The organism is Marinobacter salarius (assembly GCF_032922745.1).
Taxonomy (GTDB): domain Bacteria; phylum Pseudomonadota; class Gammaproteobacteria; order Pseudomonadales; family Oleiphilaceae; genus Marinobacter.
Genome location: NZ_CP136693.1, coordinates 1,393,696 through 1,407,852 on the forward strand (window position 1 = coordinate 1,393,696; position 14,157 = coordinate 1,407,852).

Below are 14,157 nucleotides of genomic sequence, written 5' to 3' on the forward strand. Positions count from 1 at the left end.
TCCATACTAGAGGTGACTATGAAGGCGAACCTTCGCCATTGCGCACAAATGATGCTGGCACTGATGGTTGTGATGGTATCCGCAACCGTGCAGGCGGACCGTAAACTGCTTGATCAGGTGGTGGCAGTCGTCAACGACGACGTTATTCTTCAGTCCGAGCTCGAGGCACGGATCAACACCATCACCGGGCGGTTGCGCGCTCAGGGAACCGGATTGCCCCCCAGGGACATTCTGGAAGAACGGGTGTTGGAGCAGTTGATCAGCGAGTCCATCCAGTTACAGATGGCGGACAGGGCCGGGATGCGCATCAGCGACAACGAGCTCAATGAAACCCTGGCATCCATTGCGCAACGCAACAATATGACGCTGGCCCAGTTCGAGCAACAACTGGTCCAGGAGGGCGTCACCTATCGCGAGGCCCGTGAGCAGATTCGCAACGAGATGATTACCAGCCGGGTACAGCAGCGTCAGGTTGGCAATCGCGTGCGGGTTACGGATCGGGAAATTGAGAACTATCTTGCAGCAATGGAGGGGCAGGGCCGTAGCAATGCAGAGTATGAGCTTGCCCATATCCTCATTGAAGTGAACGATTTTAATGACGAGGAAGAGGTCAGCGCTGCCCGCGAAAAGGTGGAGCAACTGCGTGAAGAAATTGCCGAGGGGCGGGACTTCCGCTCTGTTGCCGTTGCCGAATCCGATGCCAGCAATGCCCTCGACGGTGGCAACATGGGATGGCGTGCCGAGAACCAACTACCGTCACTGGTGGCCGATGTGGTCCCGGATCTTGAAACCGGAACCGTCTCCCCGGTACTCAGGAACAGCAGCGGCTTCCATCTGGTGATGGTGATGGATCGCCGCGGTGGTGATAAAGCTCAGTTCATCGAGCAGTCGAAAGTCCGTCACATCCTGGTACGCACCTCGGAAACCGTGTCGGAAGCCCAGGCGGAAGCAACCGTTCGCGATCTCTATCAGCAAATCGATAATGGCGCCGATTTCGCCGTCATCGCCAGGGAACACTCTGATGACCCGGTTTCCGGCTCTGACGGTGGTAACCTCGGCTGGGTCAGCCCCGGGCAGATGGTGCCAGAATTCGAACAGGCGATGATGGAGGCGGATGTGGGCGAACTCAAAGGTCCGTTCCGCTCTCAGTTTGGCTGGCACATTCTGCAGGTCCAGGACCGTCGCCAGCAGGACATCAGCGGTGATGTAAGGGAATCCGAGGCGCGGCAGGCCATCTACCGCCGCAAGTTTGATACCGAACTGCAGAACTGGCTGCGTGAGATCCGCGACGAGGCGTTTATCGAGTTCAAGAGCGGCTACGGAGCTGACAGCGAATCATGACACAGCCGGTCACCCTCGCACTGACAGCGGGCGAACCTGCGGGCATTGGGCCGGAGCTTTGCCTGCAGCTGGCCCTGGAAAGACGCGGGCCCGGCCTTGTGGTGGTGGCCAGCAAACGTTTGCTGGAGGCGAGGGCCCGACTGCTTGGGCTGAACGTGTCGCTGGAGGACTGGGCACCGGGAGCACCAGCCACCGTTGAACCGGGCCGGCTCTCCGTGCTTTCCGTTGATGGATTGGCGTCCACTACGGCCGGCCACCTGGACCCGGCGAATAGCGCCTATGTTCTGGAAACCTTGCGAGTAGCGGCTCAGGGCTGCCTTGATGGCACGTTCGACGGTATGGTGACGGCTCCGGTTCACAAGGGCGTTATCAACAACGCCGGTATGGCCTTTAGTGGCCACACCGAGTTCCTGCAGGAGCTCTGTGGCGTTGAGCGTGTGGTAATGATGCTGGCCACGGACGAGTTAAGAGTGGCCCTGGTGACCACTCACTTGCCCCTGAAGGATGTCTCTGCTGCGATCACGGCTGAGCGCCTGACCCAGGTCACCCGTACTCTGGACAATGACCTGCGCAAGTTCTTTGGTCTTCAGCATCCGAGAATCCTGGTTGCAGGGCTTAACCCCCACGCGGGTGAAGGCGGACATCTGGGGCGGGAAGAAATCGACGTCATCGAGCCGACCCTGGACCACCTGCGCCGGGAAGGCATCGACCTGACGGGCCCATTGCCGGCGGACACCCTGTTCACTCCTCATTGGCTCGACAACGCCGACGCGGTACTGGCCATGTACCATGACCAGGGCTTGCCGGTTCTCAAATTCCAGGGCTTCGGCCGGGCGGTCAATATCACCCTGGGCCTGCCCATTGTGCGGACCTCCGTCGACCACGGCACCGCCCTTGATCTGGCCGGCACGGGCAGGGCAGATGCCGGCAGCCTGGAAACGGCAATCCGGGTGGGCGAACGAATGGCAACCTCAGCGAAAAGAGATCCTATCGAGTGAGTAGCAAACACGGCCATCAGGCCCGGAAACGCTTCGGTCAGAACTTTCTTCACGACCCCGGCGTGATTGAACGCATTATCCGCGCTATTCATCCCAAGGCGGACGATGCCCTTGTGGAAATCGGGCCTGGCCTGGGCGCTCTCACCGAGGAAATGCTTGCCGTTAACTCGAACCTTCAGGTGGTGGAGCTGGATCGGGACCTGATTCCCGTGCTCAGAACCAAATTCTTCAATTACCCCAACTTCCGCATCCATGAAGCGGATGCGCTGAAGTTTGATTTCGGCGAACTGGTTGCCGACAAGCCTCTGAGGATCATCGGCAACCTGCCGTACAATATCTCCACGCCGTTGATTTTCCACCTGTTGGGGCATTCCGGCGTGGTGCAGGACATGCATTTCATGCTGCAGAAGGAAGTGGTTCAACGGATGGCGGCGGTGCCCGGAGACAACAACTACGGCCGGTTGGGGATCATGACCCAGTATTTCTGTCGGGTGCAGCCGTTGTTTGAAGTCGGGCCGGGTGCTTTCCGGCCGGCGCCGAAAGTGGATTCCGCCATCGTTCGGCTGGTGCCCTACAAGACGCTGCCGCATCCGGCAAAGGATTATAAGCTGTTGCAGGCAGTGGTACGCACTGCCTTCAGCGCCCGGCGTAAAACCCTCCGAAAGGCGCTGGCCGGCATGGTTTCCGTGGAACAACTCAACAGCATTGGCATCAACGATGGCCTGCGCCCGGAAAACCTTGGCCTGGTAGAGTATGTTGCGATTGCCGATTTGTTGGCTGACAGTAGACCTGATAATTTCGGTGCTGATGAGGTAAATCATGACTGATTACGCCATTGGCGATATTCAGGGCTGTTACGAACGTCTCCTGGATGTGCTTGCCAAGGTGGATTTCTCACCATCACGGGATCGGCTCTGGGTGGCCGGTGACCTGATCAACCGCGGCCCGTCTTCGCTGGAAACCCTGCGTTACGTCGAAAGCCTGGGTAGTTCTGCGGTGGTGGTACTGGGTAATCACGATCTGCACCTGCTGGCGGTGGCCTTGGGTGGCCACGCCCTGAAGAATAAAGACACACTCGCCGATATACTCGAGGCGCCGGATCACCAACGGCTTTTTGATTGGCTGCGGCAGCAGAACCTCTGTGTTCACGATGAAGACCGTAATCTGGTGATGGTCCACGCCGGGTTGCCCCATATCTGGTCAGTGGAAGAAGCTGTCGGCTACAGCCGGGAAGTGGAAGCGGTGATTCGCGGGCCCGAGGCCGCAAACTACTTTGCAGATATGTATGGTAACTGGCCCGAACGCTGGCACCCGGACCTCAGTGGGATGGATCGGTGGCGCGTTATTACCAACTATTTCACCCGTATGCGGTTTATTGCCGAGGACGGCACCCTGGAGCTTGCCGCCAAAGAGTCGGCCGCGTCGGCGCCGGATGGTTTTGCGCCCTGGTTTCGCTTCCCTCGCCAGGATGATGTGCGTGTGGTGTTCGGACATTGGGCGGCACTGGAAGGCCAGACCGAAAGCACCCGTTATTTCGGGCTGGATACCGGTTGTGTCTGGGGTGGAAAGCTTACCCTGATGAATCTTGATACCGGGGAAAAGATCCACTGTGACTGCTAGGCAGATAGAACCCCTTCGCCCGGCGCTGGTGTTGGGCGCGCTGTTCGCCCTGTTGGCGGTGATGGCAGGAGCCTTTGGTGCACACGGGTTGCGTGGTGTAGTTGACGCGCGGGGGCTTGAAGTTTTCCAGACTGCCGTCACATATCAGATATACCATTCACTGGCGTTAATTCTTGTCGCGATACTCCCGGTTGCGGGTCTGTCGCGGCATTTGCTCGGCATTGCGGCCGGCTTTTTTGTTGCCGGAATCCTGTTGTTCAGTGGCAGCCTGTACCTTCTGGTACTAATGGACCTTCGCTGGATGGGGCCGGTTACGCCGGTCGGAGGAATCGGCTTTATGGTGGGCTGGATATTGGTTCTGATGGCGGGATTCAGGCGTTAGAGACAGATGTTTAAGGCAGGTAACGTTATGCAGGTACAGGTAAACGGCGACGCCATGGAGCTTCCCGAAGAAGTCACTGTCGCGGTATTGATAGAGCGGATGGCATTGGTTGGCAAGCGATTCGCTGTCGAAGTTAACGAAGATATTGTTCCCCGCAGCCAGCACGCCACGTTCAGCCTCAATGACGGCGACAGGGTTGAGGTGGTTCACGCTATCGGCGGTGGTTAACTGCAGCCTTGCCATTCTTTTTCACGATTTTATCAACAAGTTCAGGTGTTCAGCATGAGTGACCGTTCCGAAAGACCGCTTCCCGAAGACAAACCGCTCGAAATTGCCGGCCGGGTATACCAGTCCCGGTTGCTGGTAGGCACGGGTAAATATCGGGACATGGCTGAAGCCGGCCATGCGATCGAAGCCAGCGGTTCTGAGATTGTCACCTTTGCCGTGCGCCGTACCAATCTGGGCCAGAACCCGGATGAACCGAGTTTGTTGGACGTGGTATCGCCTGAGCGCTACACCATGCTGCCTAACACCGCTGGCTGTTACACCGCAAAGGATGCCGTACGCACCTGCAAGCTCGCACGGGAGCTGCTGGATGGTCATGATCTGGTCAAGCTGGAAGTGCTGGGTGAGGAAAAAACCCTGTACCCGAATATGACCGAGACCCTGGTGGCGGCGGAAGAGCTGATCCGGGATGGGTTCAAGGTGATGGTGTATTGCTCGGACGACCCGTTGCTGGCCAAGCGCCTTGAAGAAATGGGCTGTATCGCCATCATGCCGCTGGGTGCGCCAATTGGTTCCGGCCTGGGTATCCAGAACCGCTATAACATCCGTCTGATCGTCGAGAACGCCAACGTACCGGTACTCGTGGACGCCGGTGTTGGCACGGCTTCTGACGCGACGCTGGCAATGGAGTTGGGTTGCGATGGCGTGCTGATGAACACCGCCATCGCCCAGGCCCAGGACCCGATCCGCATGGCGAAGGCAATGCGCCTGGCCATTGAATCTGGCCGCGATGCCTATCTGGCGGGGCGTATGCCGAAGAAGCTTTATGCCAGTGCGTCGTCGCCCCTTGATGGTACTTTCTTCTGATCTGGTCCAGAATTTCAACTGATGGTGCCAGTACAGGCGGGCGCATCCATTCGGGACACGCCGTGAATACGTCCCTGTAGGCTCGTAAAAAACATCCCTGTTTTTTACGGTCCCGAATGGATGCGCCCGCCTGCACCCAAATTCCGCAGATAAACAGAGCGCTGCAGTCCTGTTATGACAGAACAAAAAATCAGTCGCCGTGAAGCGATTCTTCATGCCCTCGTGGAGCTTCTGGAGAAAGATCCGGGAGCACGAATTACCACTGCTGGCCTGGCCAAGTCGGTGGGTGTCACCGAGGCGGCCTTGTATCGCCATTTCCCCAGTAAACGGAAGATGTTCGAGGCGCTGATCGAGTTTGCCGAGGAGGCGGTGTTTTCCCGTTGTCAGGTTATCCTGCAGGAACAGGAGAATGTTCGGGTTCGGCTACAGCAACTCGTGCATCTGGTGCTGGTGTTTGCCGAACGCAATCCGGGGCTTTGTACGGTGCTGACCGGTGATGCGTTGATGGGGGAGGATGAAACCCTTCGCAAGCGAGCGTCGCAGTTCTTCGAACGCCTGGAAACCCAGGTACGCCAGGCACTCAAAGAAGGCGAGATTCGCCAGGGTTTGCGCCCGAGAACCAGTTCGGCAAGGGGCGCGGATTTTGTGCTCGTGTTTATGGAGGGCCGGGTTCAGCGCTACGTACGTTCCTCATTTTCCCGATTACCCTCCAACGATTTTGACGAAGCGTGGGGCCTGGTGTCAGAAGCCGTCTGGGGTGTTCAATCGTAGCCCGACGCCTTTCGCAGGATGTCGCGAACCGGCTCCCAGACCGCCGGGGCTGATATCAGGATATCCCGCCCCCACAAGTCCGCCGGATAGCCCTCCGGTACTTCACCGAAATGCCCCGCCGTCGCGTCTGACTCCAGAGCGATCAGCCGCGCCGCCGCGAAGTCCCAGGGGCTGACGTTCTCGTAGTAGATGTCCAGCCGCCCGCAGGCCACCCAGCAGATGTCCAGCGCCGCGGAACCAATACGCCGCAGATCCCGGCATTGATGAATCATCGCTCCCAGCCGGCTTAGCAGGGGTTCAAGGCTGTCCTTGGTGTAGGGGAAACCAGTGGCGAATAGCGAATCCCTGGGCAGTGTCGCCCCACTGTGTTTGATTCGGCTGCCATTCAGGGTGGCGCCGGTACCTCGTGTGGCGCGGAAGGTTTCACCAGAAAATGGCGCGTGTACCACGCCAGCCTGCACCCGCCCATTTTCCGCATAGGCGATGGAGACTGCGACCTGGGGGTGGCCGTAGGCGTAATTCACAGTGCCGTCGATGGGGTCGATGACCCACAGTGGAGTATCCAGGTGTTCGGCCTGGCTCAAGTCCGGCATGGTTTCTTCGGAGAGGATGCGATGGTCGGGGAAGCGCTCCCGAATGGCGCCGGTGATCATCTCGTCGGCCATCACGTCGGCGTGCGTGACCAGCTCCGTCTGCTGTTTATAGTCGGTGCGAAGGGTATTCTGTTCTCGTTCGTGCTTGATCAACTCACCGGCCTTCAGGGCCAGCTCTTCGGCGAAATCCGCAATGGCGGTATAGGCTTCCGGGTTAGACATGATGACGCCCTCCGATCTGAAATGAGGGCGCCAGTCTATCATGACCCTGTTACAGGCCGGTGAGCCACTGCTCCATCTTGTCCATCGCTGTCACCAGTCGCGGGCAGGCCTGTTTGACGAAATCGTCGCTCAGTTCCTGGTCACCGTACTCCTTTCCGGCCAGCGCCAGAGCCTCAGCACCGTCAAAATCCACGAACGCGAGACGTGCGGCAAGGTGGTCCGGGACAAAGCCGAAATCACTGGCCGGAAGGATGGCGACACCGGTATTTTCCAGTAGCGACTGACACAGTGCCTGACTGGTTTTTATGTCGCGACGGGCCAGCGCCTCGCGGAAGTTGGAAAAGTCCGGGAACAGGTAGAATGCACCCTCGGGCTTTTGCGCCACGGCACCCATTTCGGTGAGGCGGAGATGGAGGTATTCGCCCACGACCTTAAGCACCCGGCGTGACTGCTTCAGGTATTCATCCAGGTCTTCGCCGCCATTAAACGCAGCAATGGCCGCATGTTGGATCGGGGCGCTGGTCGCGGTGTAGGTTTCGCTGGCGATGATCGCCATGGCGTCCTGCAGTGGCCGTAACTCCGGCGGGAAAATAAACGTGCCGAGGCGCCAGCCACCCGCGCCGGCCCACTTGCTTAAGCCGGTGCTGATGATGGTGCCTTCGGGGTAATAGCGGGCAACGGACTTGTGACGGCCCTCAAAGTTTACTTCGCCGTATATTTCGTCCGACAGCAGGATCAGTTTGTACTTGCGAGCGACGTTGGCGATGGCCAGCAACTGGTCGTCTGTGTAGGTGCAGCCCGTTGGGTTGGATGGGTAGTTCAGGATCAGGATGCGCGGCCGTGACGGGTCGTCGCGGCAGACGATATCCAGCTCTTCTGCCGTCAGCTGCCAGTTGTTTTCCGCGTGCGTTGGCAGCCAGTGTACTGAACGGCCGATGATGCGTGCCTGCGGCGCGTAGGACACCCAGCTTGGGCGCGGAATCAGCAAGTCGCCATAGTAGGCCAACTGCAGCATGAACAGCAGCTCCTTGGAGCCGGGGCCGATCAGTACGTCCTCCCAGGTGCAGCGCATGCGCTCACTGCGGTTGATGTAGCCCGAAATCGATTCCCGCAGCGCCTTAAGGCCCTTCACTGGAAGGTAGTCCTTTTCATGGGCATGCTCGCGCAGGGCATCGACCACGCGTTCGGGCACCGGGAACGGCGACTGGCCGAGCCCCAGTTTGATAATGTCCCGGCCTTCGGCGCGAAGCTGGTTACTGAGTTCGTTGATTCGGAGGGTGGCGGAGGGCTGGATGCCCCTGACGTTCAGGTTAATGGCGTAGCGGTGATCAGTCTGGATGTCCATGGTCCCGGTCTGTTGGTTGAGGGGTACAAACCGCAGTATAGGAAACCTTTAAGTGCCTGTGTGGTTTCGGGGGTAGGTGATTGCCGCAGACGCTAGTCGGAATCGCTGGATTTCAGTTCGGTCAACACCTTGTTGAATCCGTCACGGAGCGCTTCTCCTGTCGGGTGCTGGCGGGAGAATGCCGCCCGAAAACTTCGTACTTCGCCAACGGTTCGCGGCATTGCAGACACATTTGCGAGCTCCGGGTGATCGGCAATGTGTTTGTCGATCAGATACCGACAGACGGTTTCCTCGCAGATAAACAGATCGATACGGCCATAGGCAATCATTTTCAGTCCCGTGAGTTCCGGAGACTCCTGGCTGATCTGGATCACCCGGGCATTACCGGCGGCCAGCCAGTCCATGAACTCTGGGGCATAACTGTAGAAGGCGGATAACCCAATCTTCAGGCCTGCCAGGTCATCCAGCTCCTGCCACTGAAGGCCCCGGTCGGAGAGGCTGAAAAACACATCGCGTGCCTCGCTGATGGGGTTGGTGAAGTGGTAGTGGCGGGCGCGGTTTGGCGAGTGAGTCAGGGAGTAGATCAGGTCTGAGCTTCCAGCACGAGCGCTGGCTTCCGCCCGGGCCCAGGGTACAAGCCGGAAAACAGGGTCATAGCCCATCCTCACAAGAATCTGGCGGATGGTTTCTGTATGGGTGCCCTTCACTGCACCGTCTTCCAGGTATTGGTACGGTGGGTAGTTCGACGTGACAACCGCCATTTTGGGGCGGTCAGCATGGGCAATAACGGGCATGAGCGCTGAGAGTAGAAGTGCCAGAAAACGTCCAGACATCAATGCGTTGATCCAAACAGGTGAGAAAGTGTCATGGCGCCAGTATAGCGATTCCACCCCGCCCCTGCACAGTTGGTGAAGAGCTTTCCTCAAAACTGTTAAACCGCAAACGAAGGGTGTCTGTGGCGTGGGAGTATGAATCACCCATTTGGGAGAGAGGGTCTGTTGTGTCGACAGGATGTGCCCGGAGGTCAGAGGTCCGGGCCGAAACGGTGAGGGTCCAGTTCCATATGGATGATGCGAGGGCCGAGCATGATGATTCGGCCGAGGTAGCGTTCCTCCCCGGTTGAAGTGAACTCAAACAGGAAGCGGCGCCACACCCGGGTGCGGCCGCTGTCGTCACGCTTGAACCATACGCCACGGAGATAGACCGCGTCGTCCAGCAGCATCACATCCATTTTCTTGCAGTAGTTCCTGGCTGCCTGAAGCACAAAGTCCTTGATGGCCTTGGCCCGCCACCAGTACCAGGTGGCGAAGCCGGCTACAAACAGCCAGAAGAGCGTTCCGAGGGTCACTGGGCGTGAGCCGTATTCCCGGTGTTGCCATTTCCGTATTCATCCGCCGTGGAGCCGTGGTGGTCACGGCCCAGCAGGATGTAGAACGCGGGCAACACGAAAATGGTGAACAGCGTGCCGATGCCCAGGCCTGCACTGATGGTCAGGCCGATGGCGAACCGGCTTTCTGCGCCCGGGCCTACTGCAATCAACAGCGGAACCATGGCGAAGATCAGCGCCAGGGAGGTCATGACGATTGGGCGCAGACGGATGGCCGCCGCTTCCACGACGGCCTCGCGCTTGTTCAAGCCCTTGTCCACCTGCAACTGGTTGGCGAACTCCACGATCAGTATCCCGTTCTTGGAGACAACACCGATGAGGGTGATCAGGCCCACCTGCGTGTAGATGTTCATGGTGGCAAAGCCGAGCACAATGAAGGCCATGGCCCCAGCCACCGACATCGGTACTGATACAAGGATGATGAACGGGTCGCGCCAGCTTTCGAACTGGGCTGCCAGCACCAGGTAGATCACCAGCAATGACAGGAAGAAGGTAACCACCAATGCGCTCCCCTGGTTCGCAAACTGACGCGACTCCCCGGTGTAGTCGAACGAGAAACCCTGCGGGAAACTTTCTGCGGCGGCATTCTCCATGAAAGCCATGGCATCACCCACCGTCACGCCCGGAGTCACAACACCCTGCAGTGTCAATGAGTTCAACTGGTTGAACTGAGTACGTTGTGATGGTTCCACGTCTTTCTGGAAGCTGATGACGCTGGACAGTGGTACCAGGCTGCCGCTGTCGGCACGAATGTAATAGTCATTGAGCGCCTGCTCGTCCAGGCGGAAATCCTGGTCGACCTGGGGAATGACCTGATAGGAGCGGCCCTGCATGTTAAAGCGGTTGATGAAGCCGCCGCCCAGCATACTGGACATGGCACGGCCAACGTCCTGCATCGACAGCCCAAGATCCGCCACCCGGTCACGGTCGACGTTGATGCGGGTAACCGGGCGGTCAAAGTCGATGGATTTCTGCAGGAACATGAAGTTGCCGCTTTGCATGGCCTGCCCGAGCAGATCATTGGCAACGTCATTCAGGCGTTCGTAGTCCTCGCCCGTGGTAATCACAAACTGGAATGGCAGGCCGCCACCGGAACCCGGGAGGGAAGGCCTGGGGAAAACGGCGGTCTGCAAGCCGGTGACGTTTTTCAGTTCCTGGTCAAGCTGTGGCTGAACCTCGAACTGGCTGACGTCACGCTCGGACCAGGGCTTCATCTTGAAGCCGCCGAACACGGCGTTGGGCCCGGTGATGCCGAGAATCATGAAGTCCTCATGGTAGCCGGGTACCGTCGACATACGCTCCTGAACCTCATCTCCATGTTCCTGGAGATAGTCGAGGGTAGACGTCTGGGGACCGAGCCCCTGATAGAACAGAATGCCCTGGTCTTCAGTGGGGGCCAGCTCGTTCTGGCTCATGGCCACCATGAAATAGATCGATCCCAGCACCACGATGGCGAAGAAAATCACCACGGACTTGGTATCCATCAAAGATGCAAGAGCACGTTTGTACCCGTTGGCCAGGCCGCCGAAGGAGCGCTCCACGACCTGCTCGAACCGCCCCGGATTGCCGTGGGGCTTGAGGATCTTGCCGGACAGCATTGGTGACAGGGTCAGTGCCACGATACCGGAAATGATGACGGTGCCGGCCAGGGTAAATGCGAACTCTGTGAACAGTGAGCCAACCAGACCACCCATGAAGCCGATAGGGGCATAGACCGCCACCAGCGTGGTGGTCATGGCGATGATCGGCGTTGCCATTTCACGGGCACCGTTCATGGCCGCGTTGAAGCGGGACTCACCCTCTTCAATGTGGCGGTGGACGTTTTCCACCATGATGATCGCATCGTCAACGACAAGACCGATAGCGAGTACCATCGACAGCAGAGTCAGCAGGTTCAGTGAGAAGCCCATCATCAGCATGAAAAAGGCGCCGCCAATCAGTGACAGGGGTACCGCCACGGACGGAACCACCGCCGCCCTGATCGAGCCCAGGCAGATGAAAACCACCACCAGAACGATAACGAGGGCCTCCAGCAGCGTCTGGATAACTTCTTTAATCGAGCTGTCGATAAAGTCGGACGCATCGTAGGCCAGGCGGACGTTCATGCCCGAAGGTAGCTGGCTTTCAATACCTGGCAGTTCGTCTTTGACCAGTTTTGCGACCGTTAACGGGTTAGCACCGGGTGACAGTTCAATGGCCACGTAGGTCGCTGGCTGGCCCTTGTACAGGGCGAGCTGGTCGTAAGTTTCGGAACCCAACTCAACGCGGGCAATGTCCCGCAGGCGGATCAGTGAGCCGTCGGATTCCTTGACCACCAGATCCTTGAACTGCTCCGGATCACCGACGTCGGTGTCGCTGGTCATGCTGATCTTGGTGTATTTACCCTTGGTATTGCCTACGGCCGCCTGATAGTTGTTGCGCAGCAGTACATCCACCACTTCCTGCGGAGTCATGTCCACGGCGGACAAACGCTCGGGGTCCAGCCAGACCCGCAGGGCGAACTGCCGTCCCAGCAGATCGGCCTTGCCTACGCCGGACAATGCCTGCAGCTTGGGCTGCACCACCCGCGTCAGGTAGTCGGTGATCTGGGGTACCTCCAGCTCATCGCTGTAAAAGGCGATGTACATCAGCGCGGTGGAATCGCCGGTTGTGGAGGTGATTACCGGGTCCTGCGCATCGGCAGGCAGCACGTTGCGCTGACTGGCCACTTTTGCCTGAATCTCGGCCAGCGCTGCGTTGGCGTCGTAGTTCAGCACCATCTTGGCTTCAATGGTGGATTGCCCCTGGGAACTTGTGGACGTGAGGTAGTCGATGCCACTGGCTTCAGCGATGGCCTGCTGCAATGGCGTGGTGATGAACCCTTTTACCAGCTCAGAGCCTGCGCCGGGGTAGGCGGTTGTCACCGTGACGGTGGTGCTTTCAAGTTCCGGGTACTGACGGATTTCCATCTCCATCGCTGCCCGGGCCCCGAGCAGCAGGATCAGCAGGCTGACCACCGTCGCCAGGACGGGGCGCTGTATGAATATGTCGGTGAAACGCATTACTTGGACGCCTCCGCCGGCTGCTCATCTTCCTGGACTTCAACGCGCTGGCCAGCCCTCAATCTCAGCAGGCCCTTGGCGACGACCTGCTCACCTTCTTTCAGGCCTTCGAGCACCGCAACGCGACTGTTCCGGGTATTGCCGGTCTGGACGGTGCGACGATTGACGACCAATTCACCGTCATCATTCTCTTCGACAACAAACACGAAATCGCCGTAGGTGTTGTAGGAAATGGCGGTTCTCGGCACGGTGACAACCTCCTGATCCTGGGGTTGCCTGGTTGCTACCGTGGCGAACATGCCCGGGCGAAGCTGGTTCTCCTCGTTGCCAAGCGTGGCACGAATCCGGACGGTACGGGTTTGCGGATTAACCGACGTGTTGATGGCGCTGACCTGGCCGGCAAAATCACTGTCGGGGATGGCCGCGACAGTTGCGACTACGTCATAGCCCTGTTGCACCATGGGCAGGTCTTTTTCTGAGAGGGTGTAATCCACGTAGATCGGATCGAGCATGTTGATTTCGACGATCGGCGTACCGGTACCAATGTATTCGCCCTGATCCACCAGACGGAGGCCAAGTTTGCCATCAAAAGGCGCGCGAATGATTTTCTTGCTCAACTGGGCTTCGGCTTCATTGACCCTTGCCCGTGCTGCGTCGAAATTGGCCTTGGCTTCATCGTACTGGGATTGCGACACGGCGCGCTTGGGAAGCAGGTCGGACACCCGCTTGAACTCCTGCTCCGCCAGCTGTGCCTCGGCACGGCGTGTGCGTAATGCGGCTTCATCAATGGCGGCGTCCAGACGGATCAGGATGTCGCCTTTTTTCACCGTATCACCTGACTCGAACGCGATGTTCTCAACCACGCCGGGGACTTCGTTCGCCACTTCAATGCCATTGATGGCTTCGACACTGCCAACGGCTTTGATCTCAGGTGTCCACATCTCGGTGCTGGCCATGGTCGCGGAAATTTTCGCCGGCGGCTGTGGCTGGGAAAATTGTTCCTGCATCTGGCCGAACTGGTAGAACTTGTAACCAAAAATGCCGCCGAGCACGACACCGAGAAAGATGAGTACAATCAGGAAGCGGGAGGCAGTGCGCATAATTCAGGTCCTGGGTCGTATGTCCGTTACAGGTAATCGTGTTAGCTTTGCAGGCTCCTGATCCCGTAGGGATGGAGTTGCCCGGCTCGTCGGGGGCTGTGTTGGCAAGGACTCGTCAACAAACCGTAAAGAATAGCATCCTATACAAGCGAGAGGGTTGCTGTCACTGATTTGTCAGTGAAAATGCGTACAATTACTGTGCTCCAGGCGCCTTCGCCGGCCTTGCCCAGGTGGGACCGGGAGCTCATCCCGTTCATTAGGTTGC

General features: G+C 58.5%; 14 protein-coding genes. 8 read left to right on the forward strand and 6 right to left on the reverse strand.

Annotated elements, in window-relative coordinates; all coding sequences use genetic code 11:
* Positions 1-18: 18 nt before the first annotated feature.
* From R1T46_RS06375 to slmA, 8 genes are all read left to right on the forward strand, one after another.
* Positions 19-1,341 carry a peptidylprolyl isomerase gene (locus R1T46_RS06375; RefSeq protein WP_317307719.1) on the forward strand — a complete coding sequence of 441 codons (1,323 nt, stop codon included), beginning with the start codon at positions 19-21 and terminating at the stop codon, positions 1,339-1,341.
* Entirely contained in the window at positions 1,338-2,339 is a 1,002-nt protein-coding gene (pdxA, locus tag R1T46_RS06380; protein WP_317307720.1) for a 4-hydroxythreonine-4-phosphate dehydrogenase PdxA, read from the forward strand. Before R1T46_RS06375 ends, pdxA begins: the two co-directional genes overlap by 4 nt.
* Positions 2,336-3,166 (forward strand): 16S rRNA (adenine(1518)-N(6)/adenine(1519)-N(6))-dimethyltransferase RsmA, encoded by an 831-nt coding sequence (rsmA, locus tag R1T46_RS06385; protein ID WP_317307721.1) that lies wholly within the window; start codon positions 2,336-2,338, stop codon positions 3,164-3,166. The genes pdxA and rsmA overlap by 4 nt, the downstream gene beginning before the upstream one ends.
* On the forward strand, positions 3,159-3,959 hold the full coding sequence (locus R1T46_RS06390) for a symmetrical bis(5'-nucleosyl)-tetraphosphatase (protein WP_317307722.1): 801 nt from the start codon (positions 3,159-3,161) through the stop codon (positions 3,957-3,959). The genes rsmA and R1T46_RS06390 overlap by 8 nt, the downstream gene beginning before the upstream one ends.
* 61 nt (positions 3,960-4,020) lie before the next feature.
* The gene (locus R1T46_RS06395) at positions 4,021-4,341 is read left to right on the forward strand and encodes a DUF423 domain-containing protein (RefSeq protein ID WP_317308271.1); all 321 of its coding nucleotides are present in this window, start codon (positions 4,021-4,023) and stop codon (positions 4,339-4,341) included.
* A 27-nt stretch (positions 4,342-4,368) separates the two neighbouring features.
* Entirely contained in the window at positions 4,369-4,569 is a 201-nt protein-coding gene (thiS, locus tag R1T46_RS06400; protein WP_286810012.1) for a sulfur carrier protein ThiS, read from the forward strand.
* A gap of 54 nt (positions 4,570-4,623) precedes the next feature.
* Entirely contained in the window at positions 4,624-5,433 is an 810-nt protein-coding gene (locus R1T46_RS06405) for a thiazole synthase (protein WP_317307723.1), read from the forward strand.
* Between the two features lie 174 nt (positions 5,434-5,607).
* On the forward strand, positions 5,608-6,204 hold the full coding sequence (slmA, locus tag R1T46_RS06410; protein WP_036210993.1) for a nucleoid occlusion factor SlmA: 597 nt from the start codon (positions 5,608-5,610) through the stop codon (positions 6,202-6,204).
* On the opposite strand, the gene R1T46_RS06415 is transcribed toward slmA, so the two are convergent.
* The 6 genes from R1T46_RS06415 to R1T46_RS06440 form a co-directional block, all read right to left on the reverse strand.
* A complete protein-coding gene (locus R1T46_RS06415) occupies positions 6,195-7,019 on the reverse strand; it encodes an inositol monophosphatase family protein (protein WP_317307724.1) in 825 nt (274 codons plus the stop codon). The genes slmA and R1T46_RS06415 overlap by 10 nt on opposite strands.
* A gap of 49 nt (positions 7,020-7,068) precedes the next feature.
* Positions 7,069-8,364: a pyridoxal phosphate-dependent aminotransferase gene (locus tag R1T46_RS06420; protein ID WP_317307725.1), complete on the reverse strand. Its 1,296-nt coding sequence runs from the start codon at positions 8,362-8,364 to the stop codon at positions 7,069-7,071.
* A 92-nt stretch (positions 8,365-8,456) separates the two neighbouring features.
* A complete protein-coding gene (locus R1T46_RS06425; protein WP_317307726.1) occupies positions 8,457-9,197 on the reverse strand; it encodes a substrate-binding periplasmic protein in 741 nt (246 codons plus the stop codon).
* Positions 9,198-9,388: 191 nt separating this feature from the next.
* A complete protein-coding gene (locus R1T46_RS06430) occupies positions 9,389-9,712 on the reverse strand; it encodes a DUF3301 domain-containing protein (RefSeq protein ID WP_317307727.1) in 324 nt (107 codons plus the stop codon).
* Entirely contained in the window at positions 9,709-12,792 is a 3,084-nt protein-coding gene (locus R1T46_RS06435; RefSeq protein ID WP_317307728.1) for an efflux RND transporter permease subunit, read from the reverse strand. The genes R1T46_RS06430 and R1T46_RS06435 overlap by 4 nt, the downstream gene beginning before the upstream one ends.
* Positions 12,792-13,892: an efflux RND transporter periplasmic adaptor subunit gene (locus R1T46_RS06440; RefSeq protein ID WP_036211014.1), complete on the reverse strand. Its 1,101-nt coding sequence runs from the start codon at positions 13,890-13,892 to the stop codon at positions 12,792-12,794. The genes R1T46_RS06435 and R1T46_RS06440 overlap by 1 nt, the downstream gene beginning before the upstream one ends.
* Positions 13,893-14,157 lie beyond the last annotated feature (265 nt).